This window comes from uncultured Adlercreutzia sp., from assembly GCF_958431955.1.
Taxonomy (GTDB): Bacteria; Actinomycetota; Coriobacteriia; order Coriobacteriales; family Eggerthellaceae; genus Adlercreutzia.
Genome location: NZ_CAUASN010000031.1, coordinates 17,219 through 30,854, shown reverse-complemented (window position 1 = coordinate 30,854; position 13,636 = coordinate 17,219). Strand labels below are relative to the sequence as shown.

Sequence of the window (13,636 nt, the reverse complement as noted above, 5' to 3'; positions counted from 1 at the left end):
CCCAGGATGGCACCCGCCACGCTGACGACGACGCCGACCGCCAGGCTGATGACGAAGGCGTAGAAGCCGAACTCGAAGTTCTTGCCCGTGACGTACTTCGCCGGCATGGGCGTACGGCCGCCGAAGGGCACCTCGCGCGACCAGTGCAGCAGGTAGCCCAGCACCACGAAGTTCAGCACGGGCACGCACATGATGAGCCCGAGCAGGGCGATCTTGCCCGCATAGCCCGGCGTGGCCTTAACGTCGGCCCAGGCGGCGGAAAGGCACCCGACGGGATAGGTCTGCCGCGACGCGGGCGGCACAGGCGCCTGAGGCGCATAGTTCATCTGGTCCATGGCGATCCTTTCTCGAAATCTCACGCGCCCATTGTGACAGGCGGCCCTTACTGACGCGCAATCAGTAGGAAAACCGTCATCTTTTCCACAGGGACGCTCGCGGCGGCGCGGGCGGGAGGGCCCTACTTCTCTAAGTCGCGCTTCTCCACGACGGTGTAGGCCGGCAGGATGTTGCGCTTCACGATGCGATAGCACAGGATGGCCGTGATGGGCATTCCCAGGCACAGCACCGTGCCCACCTTGAACGAGGCCATGGTGCCGAAGGCATCGATGATGGCGCCGGCCGTGGTGGGGCCGAAGGCCGCTCCGCAGGTGTAGCCCGCGTTCAGCCAGGTGATGGCCTCCGTGAGCCGCGCGTCGGGCACGGCACGCTCGCATACGCCGTTGGCCACGATGAGCAGCGGCGAGTAGGTGGCCGCGCCCAGAAGCGCCACGATCATGAGCGTGGGCGCCGAGTCGATGAGGAACATGGTGCCGAAGGAGAGGCCCACAGCGCAGGCCGCCACCACGAGCTGCTTGGGCAGGGGCGCCCGCAGGCGCACCATGCCGAAGAGGAAGCCCACGGTCATGGACACCGCGCCCGAGGCCATGAGCACAGCACCGGCGAAATCGGGGCTGTGCAGGTCTTCCGACAGCGACACCGTGGCCGTGTCGAACAGGCCGAGGAACGATCCGGCGAAGGCGTAGATGACGAAGAGCACCCGCACCGCCGCCGACGTGGCGAGCAGGCTCTTGCGCGGGGGCTCGCCGCCCGCAGCGGCCGGCTCGCCCTCCACCTCGGCCGCGGCATTTTCCGCCGCCGTGTCATCGCTCCACCCGGGCACGGGCTCGGTGCCCTTCGACGCGCACAGCATCACCACGCCCACAGCGAAGGCGGCGCCCCCGACCACCATGCCGGCCACCGGCGCGATGGCCGCGGCCAGGGCGATGGAGATGGAGGGACTGAAGATGAAGGCCGCATCGTCCAGCACGCTCTCGTAGGAGAACATCGTGCGCAGGTCGGGCGCCGCCTCGCCCAAGCGCCCCGAGCGAATGAGGTAGGTCCACCGCGCGCGAGCCATAGCCTGGGGGCTCGGGTAGAACCCCACGAGCAACGCGCCGACGAACAGCGGCCAGACCGGGCCCTTGAGCGCCACATTCGCCACGAGGACGACGAGCCCCACGAGAGAGACGGCGGCAGCCTTGGGAACCACGGCCGACTGCCCGCGCTCGTCGATGCGCTTGGACACCCGCGGCGTCACCACGAAGATGGACAGCGCGATGAGCGAGGAGGCGAGCCCCGCCGTGAGGAACGAGTAGCCCGACAACGTGATCATGGTGACCACGCCGATGTTCAGCATGCTGCCGAAGAAGCGCATGAGCAGGCAGGCGATGTCGAAGGGATAGGCCTGGCGCACCGCCAGCACCTTCTTGTACACTCCAGGGCTCACCGCCGCCATACCGCGCCTCCCGCACCTCGCGCACGCCGACAACAGGCGCCCGGCCGACGAGCCGAGCGCATCCGCCTCAGGGTAGCACGGCCCCTCGCGCAAAGGAAGGGCGAAATCGCCAACAACCCCCGCTGGCCTTTGGACAGTCCGACAAGCAGATTCGCCCCCTGCCAAGTTGTAGTACCATGGACGCCGAACAGTTTTCCGAAGCAAACACGCAAGGAGATGCGTCCCATGTACGACGGACTCACGAATCCCGGCCGCAACGACGAGTGCTGGTGCGGCAGCGGCAAGAAGTACAAGAAGTGCCACCTCGACTTCGACGAGCGCCTGGAAGCGCTCTATGAGGCCGGCGAGGACGTGCCCACGCGCGACCTGCTGAAGACCGCCGCCGACATCGAGGGCGTGAAGAAGAGCGCCGCGGTGAACGTGGGCGTGCTCGACTACGTGGCCGAGCGCATCGCGCCCGGGGTGACCACCGAGCAGATCGATCAGTGGGTGCACGACTACACGGTGGAGCACGGGGCCATCCCCGCGCCGCTCAACTACGAGGGCTTCCCGAAAAGCGTGTGCACCTCGGTGAACGAGGTGGTGTGCCACGGCATTCCGTCGGAAGACGAGGTGCTCGCCGAGGGCGACATCGTGAACGTGGACTGCTCCACCATCCTGGACGGCTACTTCTCCGACTCCTCCCGCATGTTCTGCATCGGCGAGGTGTCGCCTGAGGCCGCCGATCTGGTGCGCGTGACCAAGGAGGCCGTGGAGGAGGGCCTGAAGGCCGTGAAGCCCTGGGGGCATTTGGGAGACGTGGGCGCGGCCGTGAACGAGTACGCGAAGAAGCACGGCTACACGGTCGTCCGCGAGTTCGGCGGCCACGGCATCGGCCTGGAGTTCCACGAGGATCCCTTCGTGAGCTTCGTGACCGAGCCGGGAGAAGGCCCGATCCTCGTGCCGGGCATGATGTTCACCATCGAGCCCATGATCAACGCCGGCGCCCAGGAGATCGACATGACCGACCCCAACGGCTGGACGGTGCGCACGGCCGATAAGTCGCTTACGGCCCAGTGGGAAGTGCAAATCGTCGTCACCGAAGACGGCTACGAGCTGCTCAGCTGGTAGGATCCGTCCGCGCCGGGAGCGGAGGGGACCTTCCCCTCCCGGCGCTCCTCAACCATCGTTCTGACCTGGGGTTGGCAACCGCGGGGCGCTTGAAAATGATGCCGCAAGTTGATGGATTCGCGCGGTCGGCTACCGTAAAGTGGAATGCGTCGACACCGCCTTACCGATCATCGTTTCGCACCGAAAGGACGCACCGTGAGTTTCCGCGATAACCTGCAGCATTTGCGCGCCACCCACTCCATGACCCAAGAGCAGCTGGCCATGATGGTGGGTGTGAGCCGCCAATCCGTCACCAAATGGGAGGCCGAGCGCGCCTATCCCGAGATGGACAAGCTGCTGAAGCTGTGCCAGATATTCGACTGTACCTTAGACGACCTCGTGCAGGGCGACCTGACCTGCGCCGCGCCGAGCGCGGCCGCCCAGGCCCGCGCCGCCGTCATGCGCGAGAGCGCCGGCGGGCCGCCCCAGGACGTCTGCGGCTACGACGAGCACATGCGCGCCTTCGCCAACCACATCGCCGCGGGCGTGGGCGCGTTGCTGATCGGCATCTCGCTGCTCATCCTGGTCGGCACCGTCACCGAGTGCTTCGCCCCGAGTCTGGAAGCGCTGGGGCTCATCCCCGTGTTCACCGGCATCGGCATCTGGCTCGCGCTTGTCCTCCCCGCTTTCTTCCAACACAGCGAGTTCCAGCGCAGCCATCCCTACATCCAGGACTTCTATACCGCCGATGAGCGCCGCGAGGCCCAGCGCACCTTCTCTATCAGCCTCGTGGCGGGGCTTCTCCTCCTGTTCGTCGGCGTTGTCGCCGCAAGCCTCTCCGATGGGCACGGCGCCCTTGTCGAGGGCATTGCCTCCGCCGCGATGGTGGCCCTCCTCGCCGCGAGCGCGTGGCTCATCGTGCGCGCCTCCATCCTGCTGTCCCGCGTGAACGTCGCCAACTACAACGAGGCCCGCGAGCAAGCCGCGGCCGAAAGCGACATGTGAGGCGCACCGTAGCGTTTTGCGAAATGGTGGCGAAAATCCTACGGTCGCCATACGATTAGCGGGCCGCTCCGTTTTCGGGGCGGCCTGCTCCTTATGCTGACAGGTGTTCTATCGTCCCCATCCCTGAGAGGAGCTTTCCATGGCTGAGAACACCCATCCTGAGCCTGGCACCTCTGCCGGCTACACCGCCGAGGGCCGCGAGCTCGAGCAGGAAGCGCTCGAGAACAGCAGCTACCCTGTCGCCGAGGCCCATCCCCTTCCCGACGACGAGGCTGAAGGGCGCGCCCTTCAGGCCGAGAGCCTGTCGGGCGGCGAGCCCGCCCGCGTATCCGGCGACGTCGAGGCCGCCGCGACGGGAGATGCGAGCGAGATGCTCGGCGAAGTGCTGCAATCCCAAGAGCTGAACCCCTCCGAGCCGGCCGTGACCAACGACCCCGTGCCGCTGGAGGGCGCCGCGCCGGCCTGCACGCCCTCGGGCGCCGGCTACGTCGCCCAGGGCCGCGAGCTCGAGCAGCAGGCCGTAACCCAGACCTACCCGGGCCAGCCTGTGGCGGGGGCCGCCGTGGCCGCCGGCGCCGTCGCCGCCCACCAAGCAGCCTATCAGGCCGCCTACGGCGCGCCCGCGGCCGCCCAAGCCGCCCCGCGTCCGACGGGCACGGCCCACGCCGTCCCCACGGCAGCCAAGCCGGCCTCTGCCCCCAAGAAGCCCCACGCCGAGCTCGATCCCGAGCGCGTGTTCCTCATCTGCGGCATGGTGGTAGGCTGCATCATCGTCGTGTTCGGGCTGTGCATGCTGGCCTTCTACACCCCCGCCGAGGTGAGCGAGTTCTTCGACAGCTACCGCATGAACGGCACCGCCGGCTGGTCCGACACCGGCGCCACGGCCCAGCAGATCCTGAAGGCCGGGTTCTCCATGCTGCTCATCGGCCTGGGCGCCACCGACATCTGCGCCTTCGGCGCCAAGCTCATGAAGGGCCGCAAGCTCTCCCCAAAAAATCTTTCATGAGCTTCGCCTCAAAACAAGCGCAGGATCTCGACCCCTTGCGTCGAGTCTCTTCCTTGCTGTCGAACCGCAATTAACACCGATAGCCGAGTGAGCGGCAGGACTGATCCCGACAGCTAGCGGCACGCATCCATGGCAGATTTCTCCCCGTCAAACGGGAAGCGCACAGTGTCGGCGGAAATAGCAGCTACGAACCACTGCGTTCGCAGCGAAACAATACCGGATCTATCTCCGCTTCATTCCATTACTGCCCCGTAAGAGGGTCCGCTTCATTCGGCGGACCCTCTTTTCTATGGCCGTAACAGCTCGACCGCCGCAAGAGAACAACTTAGCTTTCAAAAAGCGCATCGAAGTCCTTGCGAGAATGGACGCCGAACTTATCGTAGATGCGGCTGCAGTGAGCACGTACCGCACCGTTGGAGATGAATAGCTCCTCGCTAATTTGCGCCGCTGTCTTCCCTTCCAGCAATAGCTCGAATACCGTAGACTCACGCGCGGAAAGACCATGCGCAGCGGCCAGTCCTTCAAGCTCCCTGCGCTTGTCCCGCACCAAATCTGTCGCCGAGCGGGTCCCCTCGATGCCAAAACGTGGCATAAGCGCCGCAAAGCCGACGCCAATGCTCACAATGGCCACAGCGGAGACAACCGTCGGCCTCGTGCCCACCGGCAACGCCTTGAAGAGGACAATGGCCACATCTGCCGCCACAAGAGCCAACGCGCGTACGCAAGCTCCTGCCGGCATCGCTGATGTATGCGACTGGAAGGCGTCGGAACATACCACTACATAGATAAGCAGGTGGAACATCGAGAACCCTGCACTCAAGAGCACCTGGGATACCGACATCGGCAAACCGAGAAACACGACCCCCAAAAGCCCAGCCAGCATGAGCGGCAACGACAAAGCGTAGAGAATGGTTCGGTCGAAGCGGTCGCCCAGGCGCAACACGAGCAAGAGCACGACGAGCGAAGGCATCACCTTCCCCCAACCCGTTTCTAGGGGCGCATGGGACAAGTCGGTCATGCCACTTCCCAAGCCGTAGGCAAAAGCAAACAACGCTACGAACAGGAACAGCAGACCGTTGCGACGCACGAATGTTCCCGACGGGGGCAAATTGCGCGACACGGGGAAAGCAGTCGCCGTCCGCTGGATGCACCAACTGGTCACCGGCACTGAGACAAGAGCCATACCGAGTATTCCAAGCGCTCCCGTCATCACATCCGGCGAATCAAACAACGGCAGGAGCAAGAAACGTGCAACATAGGAAAATGCGAGCGCCTGCAGAGTCTTTATTGGCGGAATTGTCCCGAAAAACTCAATCCACTGAGCAAAGAGCATGCCGACTCCAAGCCCAACGCCGAAGAGCGCGCCGAGCATGATAATCGGCGCCACGGGAACGCCTAATGAGAAAATAACCGGCGCGAGAAACCCCGCCGCGCACAGAAGGCTTGGTGCGATCATCAGGCCATCGCTTTTTCGTGATTTATCCACTGTGAAGCAGAGCGCTACGTAGATGCCGAGGCCTGCAACCTTCCCGATATCGAGGAACATGAAAAAATTGGGGCCCGCAAAAAACTCAACTGCCGAACCGTGGTAGACCTCGTCGTTAAACCAAACCGGCCACTCATGCAGGCAGCGGTAGATGCCCACACCGATGCCAGCCCTCAACACCAGCTCCTGCTTCCGCAACGCAGCAAGCATCCTCTCGACCATCTCTCCGCATCCTTCTTCCAAAGATACACCTTCCATCGGCCCTATGGTACTGGCATTAAACATCGACGGCAACGTTTAAACACGTTTAAACACCCGTGCGCTGCGGCAGCAGGCTAAGGTGCTCGCTGCCGGCCAACCAATTAAGCCCATCGGCAGGAGGTCGAGAAGGTCGCCGGCGCCGTCGCTTCACAAGAGAAAGGAATTATCATGATGGCTACAGGGGAGAACATACTGCGTCGCGATTTTCTGAAGGGCGCTTTTGCAGGCGCCACAGGCCTGGCCGCCCTGGGCGTAGCAGGCTGCGCGCCGCAGACTCCAGGCTCCGACAGCGCTTTGTCTAACACCGGATCGGATGAAGCAAATATCGATTGGGACCGCGAAGCAGATGTCATAGTCATCGGGGGCGGAGGCTCAGGTCTCTGCTCAGCTATCGGTGCCAGCGAACAGGGCGGAAGCACCCTATTACTTGAGAAAGCCGCCATGGTCGGTGGCACTACAGCCCTTTCCGCCGGCATTACGCAGGCCGCGGGTACGGAATATCAAAAGAAGTTCACCGAATACCAGGATGACACGCCGCAGAACCACTTCGAATGGTACATGGCCTTGGGTGAGGGCCGCTGCGACGAGGAACTCGTGCGGGATCTCACCTTTGGTATGCCCGAGGTCATACGCTGGTATGTGGAGGATCTGGGACTCGTCATCGGCGACTTTTCCGGCCAGTCTCACGTGCCCTACGCAGATGAGCACTACGCCGTACGCATCCACCGTCCTGACGGGGAGGGAGGAGCTCTCATTGATGCTTTCAAAAGGAAGGCTGAAGAACAGGGCGTCGAAATCCAGACGAACACCGAGGTGACCCATCTCATCACCAACAGCGCCGGTGCGGTCATCGGCGTCGAGGCCAAGCAGGGTACCAAAGCTATTCACGTGAAGGCCAATAAGGGCATTATCATCGCCACGAGTAACGTCGACCACAACGCCGAAATGGCCAAGCGCCTATGTCCTCAGCATGCCTGGGCCCTTGAGGTGGCCGACTGTCTGAGCGCTCCCACCAACACCGGCGACGGAATCCGCATGGGCATGGAGATCGGCGCCGACCTAGTGAATCTCGATGGCAGCATGAATGCTATCCTCGATTTGAAACTCACATCCGGCCAAGATGTGTGGGGGCTCATCTTCGTCAACAAAGCTGGTATGCGTTATGTCTGCGAAGACGCGCACTACGCCTATAAGACCCGGTCTCAGTTTCACATGGAAAAGCAGACCGACCACCCCTGCTACGCCGTTTGGGGCGAGAGCAATCTGGAAAACTGCCGAGCATGGGATGCCGACACCATCCAAAACGCCATTAGCGAGGGCATTGTCATCAGCGCCTCTTCCCTAGAAGAACTTGCCGACAAGATCGGCGTGAATCCCATCGGCCTGCAAGATACCATCGACACATGGAACAACAGCATCGTCCCCGGCGGCGAAGATTACCAGTACGGGCGCATCAGCGGCTTCGAGACCATCGAGGGCCCTACGTATTACGCCAACCGCATGCGTCCCGAGATCATGGGGCCGACCGGCGGTCTGCGCATCGATGTGGAATGCCGGGTGCTCGACACGGCAGGCGAGCCGATCCCCAACCTGTTTGCCGCAGGCCTGTGCACCGGCGGCTGGGTCGGCGAGTTCTATCCCGGATCCGGTACCGCCATGGCGGCAAATGCTCATTTCGGCCTAAAAGCTGGTCGCAACGCCGCGGCTCTATAGCGAGGCGAACGTCTCATCATACAGCCCTCCCCCTGAGTGCCCCCGCGTCTCCCTCGCGGGGGCACTGCTGTGCGAGAATCACGAACCTTGCGAGATCTTTGCGCGTTAGGCATCACCGACATCTGCGCCTTCGGCGCCAAGCTCATGAAGGGCCGCAAGCATCAAAAGTAACGGATAAAGTTTTTGTTTTGCTTTTTCTATGATGCTGCTATAATGGTCAGCGACTTACGAGGAAGCGTCCAAGCTTCGCATAGATGAGGGTTCTGTTTTTGGAGGGGACAGAACCCTTTGTCTTTTCTCGACCCTGTTTCTTGCTAAAATGAATCTTGCAGTGGCTTCCGGAGCAAATGCCGATTCCAGCACCAGAAGGGAGGGGCCATGACGTCGAACAGAGCCCAACTCCCCATCGAGCAGCTTGATACCATCGTGAGCAGCATTGTGGCTGCTGTCCCCACTGACAGTGTTTACGTGTTCGGCTCATACGCCCGTGGCGAGCAGCGGCCGGAAAGCGACATCGACCTGTACGTGGTCACGAAGGACGATAAGCGCCGTCCCCTAGCCTACGGGGCCATGGTTCGCAAGGCGCTCCTCTGGATGAAGAAGCCCAAAGACGTGCTCTGCTCAAGCGCAGACACCTTCGCCAAACGATCCCTCGACATCTCAACGCCCGAGTACATCGTTGCCCGCGAAGGGGTGAAAGTCTATGGCTGATGCGGAGCATACGGGACGCGTCCCTCTTCCACCCAACTAACAAGGAGGCCCTCTCCGGCGTAGCGGAGAGGGCCTCATGGCAGAGGGCCGCAGGGGCGCTCGATGGCGGCCGCGGCGCTACACGGCGAACACGATCGAGCAGACGCTCAGCAGGATGGCACCGAACACGAGGGTGAACACCATCATGGGCCACACGAACCTGAACCAGTCGGACAGCTTCATGTCCAGCATCTGCAAGGTGGCCATCACCAGGCCCGTGGGCGCGATGTAGAGCATGGCGTACTGGCCGAACTGGTAGGCCGCCACGATGATCCAGCGGGGAATGCCCACCGTGTCGGCCAGGGGCGCGAAGATGGGCATGGCCAGCACCGCGAGACCGCTGGAGGAGGGCACCACGAAGCCGAGCACGAAGAAGATGAGCAGCAGGCACACGACGAACAGAGGACCGCTCATGCCCGCCACCAAGTTCGAGGCCGCGTTCAGCATGGTGTCGCTGATCATGCCCTCGGTGAGCACGTGGTTCACGCCGCGGGCCAGGCCGATGATGAGGGCCACGGGAACGAGGCTCGAGGCGCCCGAGCCAAAGGCGTCCACCATCTTCGCCTCGCCCACGCCGTCCTTGCCCGTGCCGCCGATGAACATCACGAGAATGGACAAGGTCACGAACTCAGCCGCCATCTGCGGGAACCACCAGCCGAGGTTCATGACGCCGATGATCATGATGACGAAGGCCATCACAAAGATCACCAGCACGATCTTCTTGCGCAAGCTGAACTCCCGGGCCGCCGCGGTGTCGTCGGCAAGCTCCCACTGGGCGTTGAACTTCTCGCGATCCTCGTAGGAGTAGCTGAATTTCGGATCGGCCTTCACCTTCTTGGCGTACCAGTGCAGATACAGCAGAAACACGATGGCACCCACCACGAGCGCGAAGGCGCGCACGGCGATGCCCTCGGTGAACACGGTGCCGGCGGCATTGGAGGCAATGACGGCCGAGAACGGGTTCACGGTGGAGAACGTAGTGCCGATGGAGCCGGCCATGAAGATGGCGCCCACTACCACGATGGAGTCGTAGCCGAGCGCGATGAAGATCGGCGCCAGGATGGGATAGAAGGCCACAGCCTCTTCCTCGAGGCCGCACATGGTACCGCCGAAGATCATGAACACCGACACGCCGAGCACAAGCAAAAACTCGCGGCCCTTGGTCTTCTTCGTGAGGGCCGAAAGCCCGCTCTCGAAGGCGCCGGTCACCTTCACCACGCCGATGAGGCCGCCGAGGCACAGGATGAACACCATCACGTCGATGCCGTCGATAACGCCCCAGACCATGGAGTACGGGATGTCGGCAATGGACACCGGGTGCGCGTCGAGCCCCTCGTAGGTGCCGGGGATGGACACGGCCTGGGTGATGGCGCCGTCGGTGAACTGGCTGATGTCGATCTTCACGCCGAGCTCGTCGAGGGTCTCCTGGTTGGCATCCAGCGTGGACACCTCGCCGGTGGGAGAGGTCATCTCAAGCTTGCCGCTGTCGGCATCGTAGGCGAGCTTGGAGTACTGGCCCGCCGGCACGAACCACGTGCAGATGACGGCGATGATGGTCACGATGAACAGGATGGTGAAGGCCGAGGGGAACGAGAACTTGCGCTTCTTCTTCTCGCGCGGCGGCTCGACGGTAGCGCCGGGCTTCGCCTCGGCGGTGGCTGCGGTCATGACGACCTCCTATCTCGATGGGTAACAGCGCCGGCCCGCAGCAACACGCCCGCGGCTCGGCTGTCTCGATGCACCGAGTGTAGGCCCGACCGCTCGCGCACGGCTAGGCATAAGGCGGTAATGGCGACCGCGCAGGTCGGGTATAACGTGGTGATACCGTGGAGATCTTCACCTAAACGACAGATAAACCGCAGCTAGACGCCATGGCGTTTTCCTTACGACAGAAAAACGCCCCCGACGGCGTCGGTCTCCAACCATGAGAGATTCGCTAAACTATCGGTGGCTGGCTCGGCGCACCGCCGCCCGCGGCGCGCGACATCCGTCTCCGATCCGAGGAACCCATGACCCTGCTGTTCTACTACACGCTCATCATCATGTTCTTCTACACCATCGTGGCGGCGACGAGCCTGTCGGCCTTCTACGTGTCCCACCGGCGCACCTTCCTGTACGCCACCGCCGGCTTCACGTTCTACTTCTTCGACGTGTCGCTCGTCTTCAAGGACAACTTCATCACGCCCGGCTCGGTGTTCGACGCGCCCTCCTTCTACGACGTGGGCAGCCCCTACGCCTCCATCATCACCGGCGGCGGGGCGTTTCTGTTCCTGTGGCTGGCCGCCTGCCGCTACTGCCGCGAGGGCCGGCACGGCATCCGCTACGTGCCCGTGGCCGTGTGGGCCGTGGCGAGTTTGGCGGCCTACCAGCTCATCGGCGACGCGCAGTGGCGCGAGTTCGTCTACTACAACCTGCGCGCGGTGCTGCAGCTGTTCTGCTACGCCGCGCTCGGCCTGTGGTACGCGCGCTCGTCGGATCCGCAGCGCCGCTCCATCATGAAGGGACACCGCACCGCCTACTTCTGCTCCATCGCCATCACCTGGGGCATCGTTTTGGAGAACGTGTACTTCCAGCTGATCTACGACCCGTCCCACCTTCCCGACGGCATGTGGGTCATGGCCGAGCGCAGTCCTATGGAGAACCTGCTGTTCATCTGCTACGGGCTCGCGGTGCTGCGGGGCGCCTCCACCTCGCTGCGCCTGCGCGCCCGCGAGCTGCCCGAGGGTGAGGACCCGCTGCTCGTGGAGTCCATCGACCGGCTCATGCCGCTGTTCTGCGAGGCCCACGAGCTGTCCCGCCGCGAGGAGGACGTGCTGCGCCTGGCCCTTATGGGGAAGGACAACCAGAACATCGCGAGCGAGCTGACGCTCACCGCCGGCACGGTGAAGGTGCACATGCACAACATCCTGAAGAAGACAGGCCACGCCAACCGCACCGAACTCGCCGCCGATTTCTGGGAGCGATAGCAGCCTCTCCGACTCAGGTAATGCCACGGGAATCCCTGAGATGATATGAGGGCGATCCCCTGAGGTCGCGCACAAGTCCCCTGTATGCGCGCCGACTTTTCAACTTCTTGAAAACGTTGCTCATGTCACCAACATATTGTGGTAGTATTCTCAATCGCTAACTACATATGGTGAACATTCGGAACTAAGGCGATTGCCCGCCCGTTCCGCCGACAGCAAGGAGCACCCATGGAGAACAAGACGATCGACGGCGTGAAGGTGGCCGTGAACTACGCCCAGGCAAGCGACGCCCCCGTCTCCGACGAGGAGATCGCCGCCTACATCAAGCGCGCCCACGACAAGTACCCCCATGGCCAGCTGGAGTCCCTCACCCTGGACGTCGACGGCGAGGACGTGGGCATCCACTACGGCATCGCCCCGGTGAAGTTCGACCGCATCCGCCGCATCACCGGCTATTTGGTGGGCACGCTCGACCGTTTCAACGACGCCAAGCGCGCCGAGGAGCACGACCGCGTGAAGCACGAGGTCCCCTCCTGCTGCATCAAGTAGCGTCCCGGCTCGGAAACGCGAGAGGCGCCGCTGCGGAATCGCCCGCAGCGGCGCCTCTTTTTCTATCGGATGCGGAAGGGGCGGCCTACAGCGGCAGGCGGCCCTCCAGGGCGCGGCCGAGCGTCACCTCGTCGGCGAACTCCAAATCGCCGCCGACGGGAAGCCCGCTCGCGGGGCGCGTCACCTTCACGCCCAAAGGCTTGATGAGCCGGGCCAGGTAGGCGGCCGTGGTCTCGCCCTCGATGTTGGGGTTCATGGCCAAGAGCACCTCGCTTACCTCCTCGCGGCCCAGACGCGCCATGAGCTCGGCGATGTGCAGCTGGTCGGGGCCGACGCCCTCCATGGGCGCGAGCACGCCGCCGAGCACGTGGTACACCCCGTTGAACACCGCCGTGCGCTCGATGGGCGGAATGTCGCGCGGCTCGCTCACCACGCAGATGACCGACCCGTCGCGCTTGCCGCTCGCGCAGATCTCGCACACGTCGCCCTCGGCGTAGTTGAAGCACCGGGCGCAGAAGTGCACGCCCGCCTTCACCTCGCGGATGGCGTCGGCCAGGCGCAGCGCCTCGGCGGCGTCGGTATTCAGGATCCAATAGGCCATGCGCTGGGCCGACTTGGGCCCCACGCCGGGAAGCCGCTCCAGCTCGTCGAGGAGCTTCTGAATGGAAGGCGCTGCCTGCACGGAAAACCCCTCGCGGCTACATCAGGCCGGGGATCTTCATGCCGCCCATGATGGCGTTCATGCGGGCGCTCGCGGCCTCGGAGGCGGAGCGCAGAGCCTCGTTCACGGCCGCCGTCACCATGTCCTGCAGCATCTCCACGTCCTCCGGGTCCACCGCGGCCGGGTCGATGACAACGGAGGTGATGGCGCCGTCGCCGGTGGCCGTGGCCTTCACCATGCCGCCGCCGGCGGAGGCCTCGAAGGTCATGGCGGCGATCTCCTCCTGGGCGGCCGCGGCGTCGCGCTGCATCTTCTGGGCCTGCTTCATCATCTTCTTCATATCCATGGAAGGGACTCCTTCTGTCGAGTTGAACGG

The 13,636-nt window shown here is 63.6% G+C and carries 12 protein-coding genes and 1 pseudogene; 7 read left to right on the top strand and 6 right to left on the bottom strand.

Annotated elements, in window-relative coordinates; all coding sequences use genetic code 11:
• Both Q5064_RS09105 and Q5064_RS09100 read right to left on the bottom strand, forming a co-directional pair.
• Positions 1-335 (bottom strand): annotated as a pseudogene (locus tag Q5064_RS09105) (hypothetical protein); the annotation flags it as partial.
• Between the two features lie 122 nt (positions 336-457).
• Positions 458-1,774, bottom strand: a complete 1,317-nt coding sequence (locus tag Q5064_RS09100) for an MFS transporter (RefSeq protein ID WP_302964063.1) — start codon at positions 1,772-1,774, stop codon at positions 458-460.
• A 225-nt stretch (positions 1,775-1,999) separates the two neighbouring features.
• Between Q5064_RS09100 and map the strand changes: the two genes are divergently transcribed.
• From map to Q5064_RS09085, 3 genes are all read left to right on the top strand, one after another.
• Entirely contained in the window at positions 2,000-2,884 is an 885-nt protein-coding gene (map, locus tag Q5064_RS09095; RefSeq protein ID WP_302964061.1) for a type I methionyl aminopeptidase, read from the top strand.
• A 195-nt stretch (positions 2,885-3,079) separates the two neighbouring features.
• The gene (locus tag Q5064_RS09090; RefSeq protein WP_302964059.1) at positions 3,080-3,868 is read left to right on the top strand and encodes a helix-turn-helix transcriptional regulator; all 789 of its coding nucleotides are present in this window, start codon (positions 3,080-3,082) and stop codon (positions 3,866-3,868) included.
• A gap of 139 nt (positions 3,869-4,007) precedes the next feature.
• Positions 4,008-4,874, top strand: coding sequence for a hypothetical protein (locus Q5064_RS09085; protein ID WP_302964058.1), 867 nt, complete (start codon positions 4,008-4,010; stop codon positions 4,872-4,874).
• A gap of 325 nt (positions 4,875-5,199) precedes the next feature.
• Here Q5064_RS09085 and Q5064_RS09080 read toward each other — a convergent pair whose 3' ends face one another.
• Positions 5,200-6,582: a helix-turn-helix transcriptional regulator gene (locus tag Q5064_RS09080; protein WP_302964056.1), complete on the bottom strand. Its 1,383-nt coding sequence runs from the start codon at positions 6,580-6,582 to the stop codon at positions 5,200-5,202.
• Between the two features lie 207 nt (positions 6,583-6,789).
• On the opposite strand from Q5064_RS09080, the gene Q5064_RS09075 reads away from it, so the two are divergent.
• Positions 6,790-8,334, top strand: a complete 1,545-nt coding sequence (locus Q5064_RS09075; RefSeq protein WP_302964053.1) for an FAD-dependent oxidoreductase — start codon at positions 6,790-6,792, stop codon at positions 8,332-8,334.
• A gap of 378 nt (positions 8,335-8,712) precedes the next feature.
• Positions 8,713-9,045, top strand: coding sequence for a nucleotidyltransferase domain-containing protein (locus Q5064_RS09070; RefSeq protein WP_302964052.1), 333 nt, complete (start codon positions 8,713-8,715; stop codon positions 9,043-9,045).
• Positions 9,046-9,162: 117 nt separating this feature from the next.
• Here the strand turns inward: Q5064_RS09070 and Q5064_RS09065 are convergent, their stop codons facing one another.
• Positions 9,163-10,752 (bottom strand): YfcC family protein, encoded by a 1,590-nt coding sequence (locus Q5064_RS09065; RefSeq protein WP_302964051.1) that lies wholly within the window; start codon positions 10,750-10,752, stop codon positions 9,163-9,165.
• Positions 10,753-11,093: 341 nt separating this feature from the next.
• Between Q5064_RS09065 and Q5064_RS09060 the strand changes: the two genes are divergently transcribed.
• Together Q5064_RS09060 and nrdD are read left to right on the top strand one after the other, a co-directional pair.
• The gene (locus Q5064_RS09060) at positions 11,094-12,050 is read left to right on the top strand and encodes a helix-turn-helix transcriptional regulator (protein WP_302964050.1); all 957 of its coding nucleotides are present in this window, start codon (positions 11,094-11,096) and stop codon (positions 12,048-12,050) included.
• A gap of 228 nt (positions 12,051-12,278) precedes the next feature.
• A complete protein-coding gene (nrdD, locus tag Q5064_RS09055; protein WP_302964049.1) occupies positions 12,279-12,599 on the top strand; it encodes an anaerobic ribonucleoside-triphosphate reductase in 321 nt (106 codons plus the stop codon).
• A gap of 85 nt (positions 12,600-12,684) precedes the next feature.
• Here nrdD and recR read toward each other — a convergent pair whose 3' ends face one another.
• Together recR and Q5064_RS09045 are read right to left on the bottom strand one after the other, a co-directional pair.
• Positions 12,685-13,281, bottom strand: a complete 597-nt coding sequence (recR, locus tag Q5064_RS09050; RefSeq protein ID WP_302964048.1) for a recombination mediator RecR — start codon at positions 13,279-13,281, stop codon at positions 12,685-12,687.
• Between the two features lie 16 nt (positions 13,282-13,297).
• On the bottom strand, positions 13,298-13,606 hold the full coding sequence (locus Q5064_RS09045) for a YbaB/EbfC family nucleoid-associated protein (RefSeq protein WP_302964047.1): 309 nt from the start codon (positions 13,604-13,606) through the stop codon (positions 13,298-13,300).
• Positions 13,607-13,636 lie beyond the last annotated feature (30 nt).

Coding starts and splice junctions, on each gene's coding strand:
- Q5064_RS09085 (WP_302964058.1), top strand. CDS start 4,008: ATGGCTGAGAACACCCATCCTGAGCCTGGCACCTCTGCCGGCTACACC.
- Q5064_RS09045 (WP_302964047.1), bottom strand. CDS start 13,606: ATGGATATGAAGAAGATGATGAAGCAGGCCCAGAAGATGCAGCGCGAC.
- Q5064_RS09075 (WP_302964053.1), top strand. CDS start 6,790: ATGATGGCTACAGGGGAGAACATACTGCGTCGCGATTTTCTGAAGGGC.
- Q5064_RS09065 (WP_302964051.1), bottom strand. CDS start 10,752: ATGACCGCAGCCACCGCCGAGGCGAAGCCCGGCGCTACCGTCGAGCCG.
- Q5064_RS09060 (WP_302964050.1), top strand. CDS start 11,094: ATGACCCTGCTGTTCTACTACACGCTCATCATCATGTTCTTCTACACC.
- nrdD (WP_302964049.1), top strand. CDS start 12,279: ATGGAGAACAAGACGATCGACGGCGTGAAGGTGGCCGTGAACTACGCC.
- Q5064_RS09100 (WP_302964063.1), bottom strand. CDS start 1,774: ATGGCGGCGGTGAGCCCTGGAGTGTACAAGAAGGTGCTGGCGGTGCGC.
- Q5064_RS09080 (WP_302964056.1), bottom strand. CDS start 6,582: ATGGTCGAGAGGATGCTTGCTGCGTTGCGGAAGCAGGAGCTGGTGTTG.
- map (WP_302964061.1), top strand. CDS start 2,000: ATGTACGACGGACTCACGAATCCCGGCCGCAACGACGAGTGCTGGTGC.
- Q5064_RS09070 (WP_302964052.1), top strand. CDS start 8,713: ATGACGTCGAACAGAGCCCAACTCCCCATCGAGCAGCTTGATACCATC.